The 18,371-nt window shown below is 55.6% G+C and carries 16 protein-coding genes; 13 read left to right on the forward strand and 3 right to left on the reverse strand.

Annotation, left to right across the window (positions count from 1 at the left end; genetic code table 11):
• Positions 1 to 100 precede the first annotated feature (100 nt).
• On the reverse strand, positions 101 to 1,021 hold the full coding sequence (gene argF / locus ELY25_RS14440; protein WP_126951966.1) for an ornithine carbamoyltransferase: 921 nt from the start codon (positions 1,019 to 1,021) through the stop codon (positions 101 to 103).
• A 186-nt stretch (positions 1,022 to 1,207) separates the two neighbouring features.
• On the opposite strand from argF, the gene grxD reads away from it, so the two are divergent.
• The 8 genes from grxD to ELY25_RS14480 all read left to right on the forward strand — a co-directional run bounded on the left by grxD (position 1,208) and on the right by ELY25_RS14480 (position 7,297).
• Positions 1,208 to 1,558, forward strand: coding sequence for a Grx4 family monothiol glutaredoxin (grxD, locus tag ELY25_RS14445; protein WP_126951967.1), 351 nt, complete (start codon positions 1,208 to 1,210; stop codon positions 1,556 to 1,558).
• A 138-nt stretch (positions 1,559 to 1,696) separates the two neighbouring features.
• On the forward strand, positions 1,697 to 3,754 hold the full coding sequence (gene dnaX / locus ELY25_RS14450) for a DNA polymerase III subunit gamma/tau (RefSeq protein ID WP_126951968.1): 2,058 nt from the start codon (positions 1,697 to 1,699) through the stop codon (positions 3,752 to 3,754).
• Between the two features lie 54 nt (positions 3,755 to 3,808).
• Positions 3,809 to 4,135, forward strand: coding sequence for a YbaB/EbfC family nucleoid-associated protein (locus ELY25_RS14455; RefSeq protein ID WP_126951969.1), 327 nt, complete (start codon positions 3,809 to 3,811; stop codon positions 4,133 to 4,135).
• 3 nt (positions 4,136 to 4,138) lie between these two features.
• On the forward strand, positions 4,139 to 4,744 hold the full coding sequence (gene recR / locus ELY25_RS14460; protein ID WP_126951970.1) for a recombination mediator RecR: 606 nt from the start codon (positions 4,139 to 4,141) through the stop codon (positions 4,742 to 4,744).
• 53 nt (positions 4,745 to 4,797) lie between these two features.
• Positions 4,798 to 5,931 carry a ribonuclease D gene (gene rnd / locus ELY25_RS14465; protein WP_126951971.1) on the forward strand — a complete coding sequence of 378 codons (1,134 nt, stop codon included), beginning with the start codon at positions 4,798 to 4,800 and terminating at the stop codon, positions 5,929 to 5,931.
• Positions 5,928 to 6,230, forward strand: coding sequence for a YcgL domain-containing protein (locus ELY25_RS14470; protein WP_126951972.1), 303 nt, complete (start codon positions 5,928 to 5,930; stop codon positions 6,228 to 6,230). Before rnd ends, ELY25_RS14470 begins: the two co-directional genes overlap by 4 nt.
• Before the next feature lie 9 nt (positions 6,231 to 6,239).
• Positions 6,240 to 6,827: an acyl carrier protein phosphodiesterase gene (locus ELY25_RS14475; RefSeq protein ID WP_126951973.1), complete on the forward strand. Its 588-nt coding sequence runs from the start codon at positions 6,240 to 6,242 to the stop codon at positions 6,825 to 6,827.
• 11 nt (positions 6,828 to 6,838) lie between these two features.
• Positions 6,839 to 7,297 carry a YcgN family cysteine cluster protein gene (locus ELY25_RS14480; protein ID WP_126951974.1) on the forward strand — a complete coding sequence of 153 codons (459 nt, stop codon included), beginning with the start codon at positions 6,839 to 6,841 and terminating at the stop codon, positions 7,295 to 7,297.
• A 71-nt stretch (positions 7,298 to 7,368) separates the two neighbouring features.
• On the opposite strand, the gene ELY25_RS17840 is transcribed toward ELY25_RS14480, so the two are convergent.
• Positions 7,369 to 7,524 (reverse strand): hypothetical protein, encoded by a 156-nt coding sequence (locus ELY25_RS17840; RefSeq protein WP_185856349.1) that lies wholly within the window; start codon positions 7,522 to 7,524, stop codon positions 7,369 to 7,371.
• 154 nt (positions 7,525 to 7,678) lie between these two features.
• The gene (locus ELY25_RS14485; protein WP_126951975.1) at positions 7,679 to 9,781 is read right to left on the reverse strand and encodes a S9 family peptidase; all 2,103 of its coding nucleotides are present in this window, start codon (positions 9,779 to 9,781) and stop codon (positions 7,679 to 7,681) included.
• Positions 9,782 to 9,843: 62 nt separating this feature from the next.
• Between ELY25_RS14485 and ELY25_RS14490 the strand changes: the two genes are divergently transcribed.
• The 5 genes from ELY25_RS14490 to ELY25_RS14510 all read left to right on the forward strand — a co-directional run bounded on the left by ELY25_RS14490 (position 9,844) and on the right by ELY25_RS14510 (position 18,353).
• On the forward strand, positions 9,844 to 10,269 hold the full coding sequence (locus ELY25_RS14490; RefSeq protein WP_126951976.1) for a hypothetical protein: 426 nt from the start codon (positions 9,844 to 9,846) through the stop codon (positions 10,267 to 10,269).
• 54 nt (positions 10,270 to 10,323) lie between these two features.
• Positions 10,324 to 11,103: a class II glutamine amidotransferase gene (locus ELY25_RS14495; protein ID WP_126951977.1), complete on the forward strand. Its 780-nt coding sequence runs from the start codon at positions 10,324 to 10,326 to the stop codon at positions 11,101 to 11,103.
• 206 nt (positions 11,104 to 11,309) lie between these two features.
• A complete protein-coding gene (locus ELY25_RS14500; protein WP_126951978.1) occupies positions 11,310 to 12,992 on the forward strand; it encodes an AMP-binding protein in 1,683 nt (560 codons plus the stop codon).
• A gap of 128 nt (positions 12,993 to 13,120) precedes the next feature.
• Entirely contained in the window at positions 13,121 to 17,125 is a 4,005-nt protein-coding gene (hrpA, locus tag ELY25_RS14505; RefSeq protein WP_126951979.1) for an ATP-dependent RNA helicase HrpA, read from the forward strand.
• 103 nt (positions 17,126 to 17,228) lie between these two features.
• Positions 17,229 to 18,353: a beta-ketoacyl-ACP synthase III gene (locus ELY25_RS14510; protein WP_126951980.1), complete on the forward strand. Its 1,125-nt coding sequence runs from the start codon at positions 17,229 to 17,231 to the stop codon at positions 18,351 to 18,353.
• Positions 18,354 to 18,371 lie beyond the last annotated feature (18 nt).

The raw sequence follows: 18,371 nt of genomic DNA on the forward strand, positions 1-18,371 counted from the left end.
TTTTCGTGCGCTGTAACTTTCGGGTTGACCCGTTATGTTTTAGCCGCCAGCCAGGTTTGCCGGGCGGCCAAAGGATCAACCAAGCCGTATGTGTAAGCGATTACTCGCTGATGCGGCCAAGCAGGAGAAACTCGATCAGCGCCTTTTGCGCGTGCAGACGATTGCCAGCTTCCTGCCACACGACGGCACGTGGGTCATCGAGCAGGGTATGGCTGATTTCTTCGCCGCGGTGGGCGGGCAGGCAGTGTAGGAACAGCACATCTTTTTTCGCCTTATCCAGCATGGCCTCACTCACCTGGAAGCCTGCAAAGTCTGCTTCGCGCTTAGCCTGCTCCTCTTCTTGGCCCATGGAGGCCCATACATCCGTGGTAATCAGGTCGACATCCTGAACGGCGGCTTGGGGATCATGGAGTAAGGTAACGCGCTCGCCCGCTGCTTCCATGATATCGGCACGCGGTTCGTAGCCTTTCGGACAGCAAATGCGCAAATTGAAATCAAACTGGCGTGCAGCGTTGATCCAGGAGTGGCACATATTATTGCCATCGCCAATCCATACTGCCGTGCGGCCTTTTACGCTGCCACGTAGCTCCGTCCAGGTCATGACATCGGCTAGCAGCTGACAGGGGTGGTAGTCATCGCTCAAAGCGTTGATTACAGGGACGCTGCTGGCATTTGCATAAGTCTCAAGCCCGGCATGCGAAAACGTGCGAATCATGACCGCATCAACCATTTCGGAAAGCACGCGCGCGGTGTCTTCGATAGGTTCGCCACGACCCAGCTGGGTGTCACGCGGGGAAAGAAATAGAGCGTGTCCGCCAAACTGCGCCATGCCGGTTTCAAAGGAGACGCGCGTGCGTGTAGACGACTTTTCGAAAATCATGGCCAGCGTGCGGTTGGGGAGCGGCGTGTAGACCGGCCCATTGGCTTTCAGATCCGTCTTGATCTTGATGGCACGTTGAATCAGATAATCCAGTTCATCGGGCGTCAAATCCAGCAAGGTAAGGAAATGGCGTGTCGCCATGGTTGCTTCTCTCCACGCAAAAACACCATCCTAGCGAGGCGGCAGGGGATGCGCAACGCAAGCGGCATGCGTAGAATGGCGTTCAAAGATGAAGGTTGAGTAGTACGCTCAGGTATTGATAGTGAAATACCTGCCCTCACATATACTCATCTTGGTCGTGTTAATTCTTATTCTAGGAGTACTCACATGAGCACAACAGCCGAAAACATTCAGCGTCAGATTGGCGAAAACCCCATCCTGATCTACATGAAAGGCACGCCCCAGCTGCCCCAGTGCGGTTTTTCTGCTCAGACCGTTCAGGCGCTGATGAGCTGCGGTGAGCGCTTTGCCTTCGTCAACATTCTGGACAACCCCGATATTCGCGCTGAGCTGCCAAAAATCGCTAACTGGCCAACCTTCCCGCAGCTGTGGGTAGAAGGCGAGCTGGTCGGCGGCTGCGATATCGTGATGGAAATGCACCAGAACGGCGAGCTTGAGAAACTGGTTAAAGAAGCCGCTCAGCGTGCCAATGCAGAACAGGGCGATGACAACGCCTGACAGTAATGGCCGGGCTAGCGGCCCGGCCGGTTGGCGGGTTGCAACGTAACCGCTAGAATGGCGTTTTATCATGCATTGCGGGCACTTGGTGTTGAAGTAATGCATTACCATGCAGCCCGCTGAAGGAAACATTGCTCAATGAGCTATCAGGTTCTGGCCCGCAAATGGCGGCCACGTACATTCCACGAGCTCGTGGGCCAGGCCCATGTTCAGCGTGCTCTGGTGAATGCACTTGATCAGGGACGCCTTCACCATGCCTATCTATTTACCGGTACTCGTGGGGTAGGTAAAACTACGCTTGCGAGGATACTTGCCAAGTGCTTGAACTGCACAGCAAACGGGCGCGGTGATGAAGGCATTACCTCAACTCCCTGCGGTCAGTGCGATAGTTGCCAGGCAATTGACGAGGGGCGTTTTGTTGACTTGATCGAAGTCGACGCGGCCTCGCGTACCAAGGTGGAGGATACCCGCGAGCTGCTGGATAACGTTCAGTATGCGCCCACTCAGGGGCGTTATAAGGTGTACCTGATTGATGAGGTGCACATGCTGTCTACCAGCAGTTTCAACGCGCTGTTGAAAACGCTGGAAGAGCCGCCTCCCCACGTCAAATTCCTGCTTGCCACGACCGACCCGCAAAAGCTGCCAGCTACGGTGCTTTCACGCTGCCTGCAGTTCACGCTTAAACATATGCCGCCTGAGCGTGTCGTTGAGCATCTGACCTACGTGTTGGGTGAAGAGGGCGTGGCATTTGATGAAAGTGCACTATGGCTATTAGGTAAGGCAGCTGAAGGCTCAATGCGTGATGCCATGAGCCTGACCGATCAGGCAATTGCCTTTGGTCAAGGTGCGGTACGCCACGCTGATGTGGCCGCCATGCTGGGAACGCTGGATCATCGGCATATTCTGGCCCTGGTGGAAGCCCTGGCCGATGTGGATGTCCAGCGCCTGCTTGCCGAAGTGAGCCAATTGGCCGAGCAGGGGCCTGATTTTGCCGCCGTGCTGGATGAGCTATCGGCGATTCTGCACCGCCTGGCCGTGGCGCAAATGGTACCCGATGCGGTGGATAACAGCCACGGCGACCGGGAAGCCATTGTGCAATTGGCCAGCCGCTTTACCGCAGAAGATATTCAGCTCTATTACCAGATTGGCATTCAGGGGCGGGGCGACATGGTTCACGCGCCTGATTTGCGCAGCGCCCTGGAAATGACCCTGTTACGCATGCTGGCGTTTCGCCCTCAGGGGGTGCCCAAGCCGCCGCGTACGCCGCTACCGCTTCGCGCCGAGCCTTCCGCTGCTAGTGGTGAGCAGATTAGTGACAAGCCGCGTAGTGTTGCGCAAGCCAGCGCCGTTCAAGCGAGTGCAGATCAGTCCAGTGCGACGCCAGCAACGCCCAGCGCGCCGCCGGCAGAAGTTGAGCGTAGCGCCACCCAGGAGCTGAATGCTCAACCGAGTATTGACGGGGAGGCTGAGCCCAGTGAACCTGAAGGCCCCAGGGCCAGCAATCCAGCCTTCGATGCGCCGCGTCATAATGAGTCAGTGGCATCTGCAACAGCCAATGATAGCCAAGTGCCGCCGCCCTGGGCACTTGATGAGATAGCACAAGCAGCACCGGCCGCTGAATCTTTGCCAGAGCCAGAGCCAGAGCCAGAGCCAGAGCCAGAGCCAGAGCCAGAGCCAGAGCCAGAGCCAGAGCCAGAGCCCGTTCCATCAGCGACGCCTGCTCCGATGGCGGAAGCACCGGCCGCGCAGCAGGAGGTGCCAGCACCGGCCCAAGCGCCGGAGGACAAGCTCAATGGATTGCTCGATCATGCGAAATGGCTGCTATGCTTTGACTCTCTAGGACTTGGCGGGCTGACACGCAGTTTGGCTGCCAACTGTCTTCTGGAAAGCGACGATGGCAATACCCTGACGCTGCGCCTGGACCCAAGTCAGGCCGCCATGCAGGCTGATATACACCAGACCCGTATTGAACGAGCGTTGGGTGAACAGGGAATGCCACGCCGGGTCGTGTTTGTGGTAGCGGAGCTTCCAGCCGAGAGCGAAACGCCTCGTCAACGCGAAGCGCGGTTGAATCAGGAGCGTCACGTACAGGCTGTTGATCTCTTGAATCACGATCCCAATATACAGAAGCTACAGCAGGCCTTTGGTGCGACGTTGATTGAATCTACCGTCAAGCCCGCCACTGCAAAGCGTTAGCATCTATGATGACTGTTTTAACCAGCCAGTTTTAACCCGCTAGGAGAGCACACCATGTTTAAAGGTGGAATGGGCAACTTGATGAAGCAAGCCCAAGAGATGCAGGAAAAAATGCAGCGCGTTCAGGAAGAGGTCGCTCAGTCTGAAGTTTATGGCGAAGCGGGCGCGGGCATGGTCAAGATCACCATGAACGGTCGTCATGACGTTAGCCAAGTGACTATCGACCCAAGCGTGATGGAAGAAGATAAGGAGCTGCTGGAAGATCTGCTGGCAGCGGCTGTCAACGACGCCGTGCGCAAGGTCGAAGCCAATTCCAAGGCCAAGATGGAAGAAGCAACGGCAGGCCTGAACCTTCCGCCTGGCTTTAAGATGCCGTTCTAAATAATGCGATTTTCTCCTCTTATCGAGCAATTGATGGATGCATTTCGCGTGCTACCCGGCGTTGGGCCTAAAACGGCCCAGCGCATGGCAATGCACCTGCTTGAGCGCGAGCGGGCGGGCGGTGAGCGGCTCGCCTGCGTTATTCAGAAAGCGATCGAAGAAGTGGGTTATTGCCAGCGCTGCCGTACGCTGACGGAAGCCCATATCTGCGCCATATGCGAAACGCCGCGTCGTGATGACGCGCTGCTATGCGTGGTAGAGTCTCCGGCAGATCAGCTGGCCATCGAAGAAGCGGGCGGCTTTCAGGGGCGCTATTTTGTACTTCATGGGCATTTATCGCCCTTGGATGGCATCGGCCCTGATGCAATTGGCATTGACCAGTTGGAAGTGCGGGTGGCGGAAGGTCATATTGAAGAAATTGTTCTGGCCACCAACCCGACCGTCGAGGGCGAGGCAACGGCGCACTATATTGCTGCCCAGCTTGCTCACCACGGGGTCAGGTTTTCGCGTCTAGCCTATGGTGTTCCCATGGGGGGAGAGCTTGAATATGTCGATGGCGGTACGTTAAGCCGTGCGTTTAACGGTCGTCAGCCCTTCACCAGCGATTAACCACACTCTATATTGCAAGCGCAATCGCGGTTGTAACAACCTGGACGTATGCTTTGTCTTCTCTAGCCTCCCCCGTATATCAATGGATTGACAGCCCGGAAGCGCTTGATGCCGCTTGCGAAAGCGTGGCTGGCGCTGATGTTATCGCGCTGGATACCGAATTCTTTCGTGAAAACACTTTCTTCCCGGTGCCGGCGTTGATTCAGTTTGCTGCCGGTGATCTAGCGTATCTAATTGACCCGCTGGCCACGCCCTGCACATCTGCCTTTCGTCAACTGCTTCAGAGCAGGGCGATCAAGCTGCTGCATGCCTGCAGTGAAGACTTAGAAGTGTTGCAGCATTGGGCAGGAGCGCTGCCCACGCCGCTGGTTGATACGCAGGTTGCCCAGGGGTTGCTTGGCGAGACGCCCTCCATGGGCTATCAAAAACTGGTTGAGTTCTGGATGGGCGAAACATTACCCAAAGAGGAGACACGTTCCAACTGGCTTGAGCGACCGTTAACGCCTTCGCAGTGTGATTACGCAGCGCTGGATGTTATCTACCTGCTGAAAGTATGGGCACTCCAGGCCGAACGATTGTCTGACTTGGGACGCTGTGAATGGCTGAGACAAGAATGTGCTAGCCTGATCGAGCAAGCTGGACGTAGCGTTGAGGCTGATGGCCAGTGGTTTGCCCGCCAGCGCCAGCTATGGCGGCTCAATCCTCGCCAGCTAGAGGCATATCGGCTGATGACGATCTGGCGAGAAGGGGAAACCCGACGGCGCAATCTGCCGCGCAACTGGCTGATTAGCGATAAACTGTTGTTTGCTGCCGCCGAAGCCATGCCCAAAAACCGCTATGAGTTGTCGGAAGTGGAAGGTTTCAAGCCAGTGCTGATCAAGAAGGAAGGCGATACCCTGCTGGCACTTATCAAGCAGGCGCAGCATGCCGATGAAGATGTCTTGCCCGTCTGCTGGCCAGACCCGATGCAGCCCGCTTTCAAACGTCGTTTTAAAGCGCTCAAGCACGTGGTAACTGAAAAGGCGGGCGAGCTGGGAATTGCATCAGAAGTATTAATGCGTCGTCGTGATATCGAAGAGCTGGTCATGCAGGATATGGCGGATAACCCCCTGACGCTGCCCGAAGGATGGCGGGGTGATTGTTTAGCCGATGGGTTTGTTCAGGCGCTGGAGGAGTTTTCAAAATGAGTGACAAGCTGCTTTGCGAGATATTTAAAAGCTCGCGCAAGGAAGAGATGTACCTGTACGTCGATAAGCGCCAGGGTTTTAAAAGCGTTCCCGAACCTTTAATGGCAACCTTTGGCAAGCCCATAGCGGTGTTGACGATGATCCTGACCGCCGATAAAAAGTTGGCGCGGGTTAACGCTGAAGACGTTATCAAAGGGATTGAGGAGCAGGGCTTTTACCTGCAGATGCCGCCTGCCAAAGAAGATGATTTACTCGATGTTCACCGGTCGCAGTTAAACGCGCGCGACGCTGCAGAGTAACGGCTGGCCATGAACTTTCTGGCCCATGCCTGGCTTGCCTGTGAGGGAAACGACGATTTTCTCTATGGCAACCTGATTGCCGATGGCATTAAGGGAAGTGACTTAAGCGCTTGGCCAGGTAGCGTCGCTGCAGGCGTTCGCCATCACCGCAAGGTGGATGCCTGGGTGGATCATCACCCTAGCGTACTGGATGCGAAAAGTCGCGCGCCTCAGGGCAAGCGCCGCTATGCCGGTATCGCGCTGGATATCGTCTGGGATCACTTTTTAGCGCGTGAGAAAGCCAACCAGTGGGAGCAGCAGCAATTGGTAGCACGCTGTTATCGTCTTCTAACGGCGAGATCAGCGCCTGATAGGCTGGCCACGATGGTGCCGTACCTGGTCGAACATGATTGGCTGAGAAGCTATGCGGATTTCGACTTCACCTGTCAGGCAGTAGCAGGTATAGGCCGGCGGTTAACCGGGCCTAACCGTTTGGCGGAGCTCATTCCCTGGCTGCACAGCGACTACCCGCGACTGGAAGCGGATTTTCAGATCTTATGGCCCGCACTCAGCGCTGCCTTAAGCAGTTCAGGCTTTGATGCCTCAACACAGCGATAATGAGAGAGAAAATGACGGATACCGGAATGCGCGAGCGCTTTTGGGAACGCTACCCGCTGGAAGAGCTGACTTCTGAGGAGTGGGAGGCGCTATGTGACGGCTGTGGGCAGTGTTGCCTGCTCAAGTTGCATGACGATGATACCCAAGAACTTGCGATATTAAACGTTGCCTGTCGGCTATTGGATATTAAAACCTGCCAGTGCAGTGATTACGCCAATCGTTTTGATAGCGTACCCGACTGCACGCAGCTGACGCCTGCATTGGTAAAAGAGTTTACCTGGCTGCCGCCCACCTGTGGCTATCGTCGAGTAGCGGAAGGGCGCAAGCTGGCGGGCTGGCATCCGCTGCTGAGTAACGATGCAGAGCGCGTGCACCGTAAGGGCATTAGCGTGCGAAATTTTGCGGTCTCTGAAGAAGACGTGCCTGAACGAGCGTTGGAATCCCACATTATTGCCGTACTTCCCATGTAGGGCTACGGCTTTCTGCCTGATAAACCGGTTGCTTGCCTTTTAAAAAAACCAGGCCCTCCCTGGCGCAATGGTTAGGCAACAGGCTTGCGCTTTGCGTTATCCCAAATAGTCAAAAACGCTTCCTTGATCGGGGAGGGCTTTTGAGTGCTCACCTTGGGGGCGGGTTGGCTGGCAGGTTGCTTTAGCGGTGTATCCCAAATAGTCGGGAAGTGTTCCTGATATTTCATGAAAAGCTCCATCAAGTAGACGTAAGTTTATGCGACTAACGTCTAGTATGACGCAAATATATTTTTGTGGAAAGTATTTTCAAAAAAATAGGCAGCGCCAGGCGCTGCCTAAATAGGTGCTCAAAAGCGTCTAGCCGGAAAGCTCAGAAACTTTCTAGTCGGCGCTGGCTGATGAGGTAGCCGCCAGACCCAACGCCCAGAGGATAAAGGCATCCTGACGGGCAGTGTCCCGCCAGGCCTTGAATCGTCCTGACGCGCCGCCGTGACCACTGCTCATGTCGGTATGCAAAAGTACAGGGGCGTCACCTTGCTGGTGCTGGGTAACCTGTGCGTAATATTTAGCCGGCTCCCAGTAACTTACCCGGGTATCGAACCAGCTGCCCTCAATCCACAGCGCCGGGTAGGATTGTGCGGTAATGTTATCCATGGGTGAGTAGCCGCGAATCCGCTCAGCAACCTCGGGTATGTCAGGGTTGCCCCATTCGCTATATTCAGCGGTTGTCAGCGGCAGATCGGGGTTTTGCATGGTACGCAGGACATCCAGGAAAGGTACGTCCAGCAAGGCTGCACAAAAAGCCTCTGGCGCCCGATTGACACAGGTGCCTACCAGCAATCCGCCTGCGCTGGCCCCGTAAGCGGCAATTCGCTGTGGATGGCTGACCCCGCTTTCCACCAAGGCATCACGCGCGGCCAGAAAGTCGTGAAAACTATTCTCTTTATGAGCCAGCTTGCCCTGCAGGTACCAGGGCTCACCGCGCTCGCCACCACCACGCACATGGGCAACGGCAAAGGCCGCGCCACGCTCTAATAGCTCCAGGCGGGAAATCGAGAACCAGGGGTCGAGTGCCTCGCCGTAAGCGCCATAGCCATACAGCAGCGTCGGCAGCGGCTGGTGAGCCAGATCGGCGCGCATGACAACGGATACCGGCACCTGCTCGCCATCCTGGCTGGTGGCCCATAGGCGACGGCTCACCAGCTGTTCGGGGGTTAAGCTGCCATACACCGGCGCACGCTTGAGCAGTGTGCGCTCGCCGGTTGCAAGATCAAGCGCAAACCAGCTGGGTGGTTGAGTAAATGACTCTTCACGTAGACGCAACACCCGGGTATCAAAATGGGCCGCATCTTCAAGTAGCTGCGAGCAAGGCTGTTCGGGCAGTACCAGATACTCATCGAGGGTGCGGTGGTGCTGGTGATCCAGCTCCCAACGACGCAGCGTTACCTGTGCCTGGGTATGGTTGCGCTCGCCAATCACAAGCCCCCAGGAGAAAGCGTCGATTCCCTCCAAGGTAACGTCTTCACGCGGGGCGATGAGCGGCTGCCATTGGGCGTCTGGATTGCCCAAGGCTGTCTCTGCCATATAATCCAATTGGAAATGGGCGCTTGCCTGATTGTGCAAACGATAGAAAGCCCCTGGGCGGTGATCAATGCTGTATTCAACGCCTGACTGGCGAGGCTGAATACACAGCATCATAGCCGCTGGCTGATGCGCTGGCAGAGCGTGAATTTCGCTAGTGTCTTTAGAGCCACTTTCAATCAGCAGCCACTCCCGCGAGCGTGTTTTCCCGATTCCAAGCCAGAATTCAGGGTCTTCTTCACGCAATACCAGAATGGGGTCGGCGTGCTGGGCAGGCGCGTCAAAAGGGAGAGATACGCGCCACAGGCTGTCGGGGCGCTGAGTATCATCAAATCGAGTGAAAAACAGCGTGGCTGAGGCCGCCGTCTGATCCTCGGCCCAGCACAGGCCGGCACCGATATCGCTGATTAATGCCAGTGGCTCGCCGTTTGGCAACGACTTGATCCACAGTGTATAGCGTTCGTCGCCCTGGGTATCTTCGGTCCAGGCCAACCACTGCTCATCAGGCGAGAGCGCCATGTCACCCATGTCATAAAAGTCTTCATCGGCCGCGCGGGCCTGTACGTCGAAGAAGCACTCACGCAGGCTTGGTTGCCCATTAGGGTAGCGCCACCAGCGCGGGTAGTCGTCCTCGGCGCCGGTTTCACTCCAGAACGTAAAATGGTCAAGCGGTGTCTCAAGGCTGGTAATGGCAAGTTCGCGGCGCGCCAGATGGCTTTCATATAATGTCTCGGCCAGCGGCGTAAGGGGCGCAAACCACTCTGCCTGCTGTTGATTGGCGGTTTCCAGGAATTCGCTGACCTCAGGCGCTTCACGCGCTTCCAACCAGTGCCATTTGGGATCATTAGCGCGATAATAGCGCGCGACGGGAGAGCCTGAGCGCGTATCTGGCTGTGCTTTCATAAATTGATAGGTACCATAACGGGAAATCAACGTCGGGTGCTTAGACCCACATGAGAGGTATTATGCTGTTTGCAAATTCAATGTCACTGCTGTGGCTAGCTTATTACGGTATTTCACTACTGGTCGTGGTGGCGATCTATTTTGCACTGACGTTTCTACCACGTTTGCCGCGCCTGGTGGTGACCTGGGGTGTGGCGGGCGCTATGTGGGCACCTGCCATGTTCCGCCTGCCCCTGATAGAAGAGGGTGAATTCTATACCGGATGGGCACCGGCGGCGATGGTTGCTGCCGTAGGCTTTCTTGAGCATGACGTTGGTGCCTTGCGCGGTAGCTTGCTGTGTCTGGTGGCAGGTATCGCGATCGGTGCTGTGATTGGCGTTGCGCTATGGTGGTGGCGCCGGCCGACAAGTGCGCCGCCAGCTAAACGCGTGAAAGAGGTTGAAGAGGATCCGCAGCCGATACGCCGTCGTGAACCGGTTATCAATTAATGGTTAGAATCGAAAAAGGGGCGTTGCCATGGGTGACTTGCATGTGTGAACAGTATGTGTGAATTGCTCGGCATGAGTGCCAATGTCCCGACCGATATCTGTTTTAGCTTTTCGGGTTTTTTACATCGCGGAGGTGGCACCGGCCCACACCGCGATGGTTGGGGAATCGCCTTTTATGAAGAGGGCGGCTATCGTGAGTTTCGCGACCCGCATCCCTCGGTTGATTCGCCCATCGCTCGGCTAATCTGTGACTACCCGATCAAGTCCAATGTGGTGATCAGCCATATTCGCCAGGCAAACGTTGGCGGTGTGCGTCTGGCCAATACGCACCCCTTTACGCGGGAAATGTGGGGCCGACCCTGGTGCTATGCACATAACGGCCAGCTCAGTGATTGGAAGGGTCTGCCTCTTGGGGTATATACGCCGGTGGGCAACACCGATAGCGAGCACGCCTTTTGCTGGCTAATGGATGAGCTTCGTCAGGCGTTTCCTGTGCCACCTGAATCGCCGGGCGCGCTGTGGACGAAGCTTCACGCTCTATGTGAACGTTTACGCGCATTGGGGGTATTCAACTTGCTGTTGTCCGACGGCCAGTATCTGTATACCTACTGTTCGACAAAGCTTGCCCATATTACCCGGCGTGCGCCGTTTGGGGACGCCGAGCTTTCTGATGCAGAAATAACAGTTAATTTTGCCGAGCACACCACGCCTGATGATGTGGTATCAGTTATCGCCACAGAGCCGCTAACCCATAACGAGGCATGGTACACAATGGTACCAGGGGAGCTTATCGTTTGGTGTGCTGGAGAAATTCAGGCGCGTTACTGTCCATAAGGCTGAGAGTCGCTACATTATAAGTAGCAGAAGGTTAAGTAGAGTGAACTGGGGGTATGCGCTACAAACGGCTATGGCCTAAAGTTGAAACACAAGTTTCAATCGATCGTTTTACAGCGCGTGACGCGTCGTATATCGTTGGTTCTCTTGCCTCGCGACAATAACAAGGTCGGTAATATCATCGACATGGATAGCGGAGATTGCCCATGAGCGAACACGCCACAGCTTCTATTCTACGCGGTCCGGTGCTTGAAGGACTGGACCAGTACGACTCGGTCACAGAAGTTTTTCACAGTGCCGTCACTCGGTATAAGGAGAGGCCCGCTTTTAGCTGTATGGGTAAAACCCTTACCTTTGCCGACCTGGATCGCCTTTCAGCCGATTTTGCAGCCTGGTTGCAGCACGAAACCGATCTTCAACCTGGTGATCGCATAGCCATCCAACTACCCAACGTTTTGCAGTTTCCGGTCGCCGTGTTTGGCGCCCTGCGCGCAGGTCTGGTGGTCGTTAATACCAACCCGCTTTATACCGAGCGGGAAATGACCCACCAGTTCAAGGATTCAGGTGCCAAGGCCATTCTAATCTTGGCTAACATGGCCAAAAAGCTGGAAAATGTGCTTGGTAAGACCGATATCCAGCACGTGCTGGTAACCGAGCTTGGCGATCTGCATGGGCTGCCCAAGCGGTGGCTAATTAACGCTGTGGTCAAGCACGTGAAAAAGATGGTGCCTGCCTACTCACTGCCTGGGGCAATAAGCTTTTTTGAGGCAATGAAGAAAGGCGCCTCTATGACGCATACAGAAGTCAGTCGCCGGCAGGATGATTTGGCTGCGCTTCAGTACACCGGCGGCACCACGGGCATGCCCAAGGGCGCCATGCTGACGCACTGCAATCTAATCGCCAATATGTTGCAAGCGCGCGCGGCGATTGGAACACACCTCAAAGCGGGTGAAGAGGTAGTGGTGGCTCCGCTACCGGTTTATCACATCTATACGTTTACCGTTAACTGTCTATTTTTGATGGAGTCAGGAAATCACTCGCTGCTGATTACCAACCCTCGTGACCTGGATGGCTTTATCAAGGAGCTTAAAAAGGTAAAGTTCACCGCATTCATAGGCCTGAATACTCTGTTCAATGCGCTATGCAATCGCGATGATTTCAAACAGCTTGATTTTTCCCATCTAAAACTCACCATTTCCGGCGGTATGGCGCTTACCAAGGCGGCCGCCCAGCGCTGGGAGCAGACCACCGGCTGCCCGATTGCCGAAGGCTATGGTTTAACGGAAACGTCCCCCATTGTGAGCTTTAATCCGACCGATGCCATCCAACTGGGCACGATTGGCAAGCCGGTGGCTGGTACAGCCGTTAAAGTGGTAGATGCCGATGGTAATGACGTGGCCCTGGGGGAGCCGGGCGAGATGTGTGTGCAAGGCCCTCAGGTGATGAAAGGCTACTGGCAGCGTGAAGATGAGACGCGTAACTCCATTGATAGCGAAGGCTGGTTTCATACCGGTGATATCGCTGTGCTCCAGGAAGATGGCTATATCCGTATTGTTGATCGCAAGAAGGATATGATCCTGGTCTCGGGCTTCAACGTTTACCCCAATGAAGTCGAAGATGTGGTAGCGGCACATCCGGATATTATCGAGGCCGCGGTGGTGGGTGTGCCCGATGAAGATGCGGGCGAGGTCATCAAGCTGTTTGTTGTTTCTAAAAATAGTCAGCTGGATGCTGAAACCCTGCGCAGCTGGTGCAAGAAAGAGCTGACCGGCTACAAGGTGCCCAAGTACATCGAGTTTCGCGATGAGCTGCCCAAAACCAACGTGGGCAAGGTTTTACGTCGCGAACTGCGTGATGAGAAAAAGCCCTCACAGGATAGCCATGGCTAGCGAGCTCATCGCTGGTTAGGCGTCGCGTTAGTGAAAGCGTTATAATATTCGGCCCGCTCACGTAGCGGGCCGACTGTTTATGGGTTCTGCTGTTCTGCGATTGGCATCCCTGCTTTTTTAAATAACCAATGGAAACCGAGCCTAACGTGACCACTGATACGCCTTCCGATCTCAACGACCGCCAACGCCTTGCTTCCCTAAAAGAAGCATTGGGCAATGTCATGCTGCGCGACGCTCAAAGGTTGGAGCGGCGTGTAGCAGGGCTTGCGCGGCGCGTGCGCGATGCAAAGCCTATTGATCATGGTGTCAACGAGGTGCAGCGCGAGATCCAGCGTGCTCAACAGGTGTTCAATCAGCGTGAAGCGCTGAAGGTCACGTTCAACTATCCTGCCGAGCTGCCAGTCGTTGAACGCCGTGAGGATATTCTGGCCGCCATTCGTGACCATCAGGTAGTGGTTGTCGCCGGTGAAACCGGCTCGGGTAAAACTACCCAGCTGCCCAAGATGTGCCTGGAACTAGGCCGAGGACGTAAAGGCCTGATTGGCCATACCCAGCCCCGCCGGCTGGCAGCGCGTAGTGTGGCTTCGCGCCTGGCCGAAGAGCTTGAAGTGCCGTTGGGCGATCAGGTGGGCTATCAGGTGCGTTTTACTGACCAGAGTAGTCCCACCACGCTGATCAAGTTGATGACCGATGGTATCTTGCTGGCCGAAACCCAGCACGACCCGCTGCTGCTGCGCTATGACACCATCATTATTGATGAGGCGCACGAGCGCAGCCTGAATATCGACTTTCTGCTGGGCTACCTTAAGCGGCTGCTACCTCGGCGTCCTGATCTGAAAGTCATTATCACTTCTGCCACGATTGATGTGGAGCGCTTTGCTGCACATTTTGGCACGCCAGACGTGCCAGCCCCGGTTGTCGAGGTGTCAGGGCGTACTTATCCGGTGGAGGTGCACTATCGGCCTCTGGTACGTGCTGAAGACGACGAAGAGGACCGCACGTTACAAGAGGGGATCCTGCATGCGGTTCACGAGATCGAAGCCATCGAGCGTGAAAAGGGTTGGCTGCATGGCCCGCGTGACGTGCTGGTGTTTCTACCTGGCGAGCGCGAAATTCGAGAAACGGCCGATACTCTGCGCCGGGCGGACTTGAAGGGCACGGAAATTCTGCCGCTTTACGCACGGCTCTCCAATGAGGAGCAAAACCGAGTATTCACCGCCCATCGCGGCCGGCGCATTGTACTGGCCACTAACGTGGCGGAAACCTCGCTGACGGTACCAGGCATTCGCTATGTTATTGATCCAGGCCTGGTGCGTATCAGCCGTTACAGCTATCGGGCCAAGATTCAGCGTCTGCCTATCGAGCCGGTTAGCCAGGCAAGCGCCAACCAGCGTAAGGGGCGCTGTGGACGGGTGGCAGAAGGCGTATGCATTCGCCTTTACGATGAAGAGGATTTTCTTTCCCGGCCTGGGTTTACCGACCCCGAGATTCAGCGTACCAACCTAGCGTCGGTCATTCTCTCCATGCTGGCGCTTAAACTTGGCGATATCGAGGCGTTTCCGTTCGTTGATCCACCGGATAGCCGGTTTGTAAAAGATGGTTTCCGACTGCTGTTTGAACTGGGGGCGGTGGATGAAGGTTACCGCCTGAGTCCGCTTGGCCGCAAGCTGGCCAAGCTTCCCATTGACCCGCGTTTGGCGCGCATGGTACTGGCCGGTGCCGAGCGTGGTAGCTTGCGCGATGTGCTGGTAGTGGTTTCAGCGCTGGCCATTCAGGACCCGCGTGACCGCCCGGCAGACAAACGCCAGGCAGCTGATCAAGCGCACCAGCGCTGGCATGACCCTGATTCTGATTTTGTGGCGTTACTCAATTTATGGCACGGTATTGAGAATGCCCGCGAAGCGCTATCGGGCAATCAGCTGCGCCGCTGGTGCCGCGAACATTATATTAACTACCTGCGCATGCGCGAGTGGCACGATACCTTCCGTCAGCTCAGACAGTTGCTACGTGACATGGACATAGAAGTTCCTGCGCCGCTGCCGAAAGATGATGAGCAGAGCGAGGAACAAGCGCGCCAAGCGCGGCGCAAAACCTCTGGAAAGTTACATCAGGCGCTGCTATCAGGACTGTTATCGAACCTTGGCACGCTGCTGGAAAACCGCGAGTATCTGGGCGCGCGCAATCGCAAGTTCATGATTCACCCAGGCTCAGGGCTTGCCAAGAAATCCCCCAAGTGGGTCATGGCGTTTGAGCTGATTGAAACCACCAAGCTTTACGCGCGCACCGTCGCCAAGATCGACCCGCAATGGATAGAACCCCAAGCTCAGCATCTGGTTAAACGTAGCTATAGCGAACCCCACTGGGAGCAAAAGCGTGCGCAAGTAGTGGCGTTTGAACAGGTGACACTGTTTGGGTTGCCGATTGTCGCACGTCGCCGCGTGCACTACGGGCCGATTGCCCCGCAAGAATCACGCGAGCTGTTTATTCGCCGCGCTCTGGTGGAGGGCGAGTTCACGACTCAGGGCACTTTCTTCGCCCATAACCGTGCGCTGATTGATGAAGTAGAGGCGCTGGAAGATCGTGCCCGTCGGCGCGATATTCTGGTCGATGAAGAAACCCTGTATGCGTTTTACGATGAGCGAGTTCCTCACGATATTGTCAACGGCACAGGTTTCGAGCACTGGCGCAAACAGGCGGAGCGTCAAACGCCCACGCTTTTGCACTTCGATATTGAAGCGCTCAAAGCACGCGATGCCGCCGACGTTACCCAGGCGCAATACCCTGATCATCTAACGCTTGCTGGCGTCGCGTATCCGGTGAGTTATCATTTTGATCCCAATGCGGAAGATGATGGTGTGACGCTGACCGTGCCAGCAGCCATGCTGCCGCAACTGCCGGTGCATGCCCTGGAATGGGTGGTCCCAGGGCTTTTACGCGAAAAGTGTATTGCGCTATTAAAATCGTTGCCTAAAAGCATTCGTCGTCAGGTGGTCCCCATCCCCGACTGGGTGGACGCTGCGCTGGAAACGTTGGTACCTGACCAGCGGCCGTTAACCGAAGCGCTGGGCGAGTTCATTCGCCGACGAACCGGCACGCGGGTACACCCCGATGATTGGCGACTGGATTTGCTTGAACCGCATCTGACAATGAACGTTCGCGTGGTTGACCATGCTGGAAAACTACTTGGCCAAGGGCGTGATGTAAGAGCCCTTGAAAAACGCTTTGAAGCCGCCGCCAGCGCCGGCGCCCAGGCATTGGCCGAGCAGGCAAACCAGGCGCCGGCGCTTGAAGGCTTGCCAGACGAGCCGCTGCCGGAATCTCGTGTGACTACCCAGGCAGGGATTCGTGTCGAGGCGTATCCTGCCCTGGTGGCTGATGCCAATGAGTTCAAGGTAGCGCTGTTTGATCATCCTGCGAAAGCCTTGGCGGCGCACCAGGAGGGCGTCGCCCGCCTGGCTATCGCTAAACAGCCCGACCAGGTGAAGCTGATCAAGCGCTTGCCTGGGGTGGAGAAGTGCGCACTTCTATTTGCCAAGGTAGGCAGCAAGCAGGAACTGATAGATGACTTGCTGCTGGCCGTATTTACCCAGGTGGTGGCCCAGCATCCGCTACCGCGTTCTTCTGCTGAGCTTGTCACGCGTCTGGAAACCACTAAGGCAGAGCTTGTTGAACATGCCACGTCACTTTTAAAAAAGGTTGAAGCAGCATTAAAAGGGCATCTGGCAGTCAGCAAAGTACTCAAAGGCAAGCTCAACTTTGCGCTTGCTTTGGCCTATAGCGATATCAGCGCACAGATGCAGCGGTTGGTCTATCCTGGCTTCATTCGCGATGCCGGGAAATGGCTGACGGAGTATCCCCGTTACACGGAAGCCGCGCTTATTCGACTTGAAAAAGCCGCCCGAGAGCGGGGGCGCGACCAAATGATGATGCATGACGTTCAAGCGCTTGAAGCGCGCTTTGATGCAAGGCGTAAAAGCGAACGACGCGGCCGTGTAGAAGATCCTGAACTGGTGGAATTTGGCTGGTGGTTGCAGGAGCTTCGCGTATCGCTGTTTGCTCAGCAGTTGGGCACGCTGATGCCGGTATCGGCTAAACGTCTTGAAAAACGTTGGCAAGAGATAATTAGCGTTTAGACAGCGACTGGTAAAACATTCCAATAACGCACACAGTAACCATAAGCCGGGTCCTGGGTCCCAATAGCGATAATGGGCAGTAAGCCGCTTAGAGGAGATAGGCATGAATGATGTGGTGATAACCGGCACGGGGCTTTATACGCCGGAGCACGCCATCGATAATGCGGCGCTGGTCGGCGCATTTAATACATGGGTGGATAACCAGAATGCGCGATATAGCGCTGAAATCGCCAGGGGCGAACGTGAGCCATTAGCCCATTCAAGCAGCGAGTTCATTGAAAAAGCCTCGGGTATTAAAAGCCGTTATGTATTGGACGCTGAAGGGATTCTTGACCCCGAGCGTATGCGGCCCCGGCTACCTCAACGGCAAAATGACGAACCTTCCATCCAGTGTGAAATGGCCACTGCCGCTGCTCGCCAGGCGCTGGATAATGCCAAGGTTGCGGCTAAAGATATCGACCTGGTAATCGTGGGCTGTTCCAATCTGGAAAGAGCCTACCCGGCGGTGGCCGTGGAAGTGCAGCAGGCGTTGGGCACGAGCGGCTACGGGTTTGATATGAACGTTGCCTGCAGCTCCGCTACTTTTGCTCTGGAAACGGCTGCCAATGCGATTGCATCTGGCCGTATAAAACGTGCGCTGGTGGTCAATCCCGAGATCTGTTCGGCACATTTAAACTTTCAAGACCGTGACAGCCACTTTATTTTCGGCGATGCTTGTACTGCAGTGGTATTAGAAAATAGCGCAGAAGCCGTTAGTGATGAACGCTTTGAAATTCTAGGCACACGCCTGATTACCCAGTTTTCCAACGCCATTCGTAATAATGCCGGGTTTTTAAACCGCGTGACGGACAGCGATCCGTTGGCGCTCGACAAGTTGTTTGTGCAGGAAGGGCGTCGGGTTTTCAAGGAAGTGTGCCCCATGGTCGCCAAGCTGATTGTCGAGCATCTGGCATCGCTTGAGCTATCGGGAAGCGATCTCAAGACAATGTGGCTGCACCAGGCAAATCGTCATATGAACGATCTTATCGCGCGCAAGGTGCTGGGCTTTGAGCCGAGCGAAGCGCAAGCGCCGATTATTCTGGACCGCTACGCTAATACCAGTTCGGCAGGTTCCATTATTGCCTTTCACCTGCGCCGCAGTGGGTTGGAGAAAGGCGATATCGGCGTGATCTGTTCTTTCGGCGCAGGTTACAGCGCTGGTAGCGTCGTAGTTCGGCGCCAGTTATAGCATTCAGGTTTTACAAGA

Origin of the sequence: Vreelandella populi (genome assembly GCF_003989825.1) — a bacterium.
Classification (GTDB): Bacteria; Pseudomonadota; Gammaproteobacteria; order Pseudomonadales; family Halomonadaceae; genus Vreelandella; species Vreelandella populi.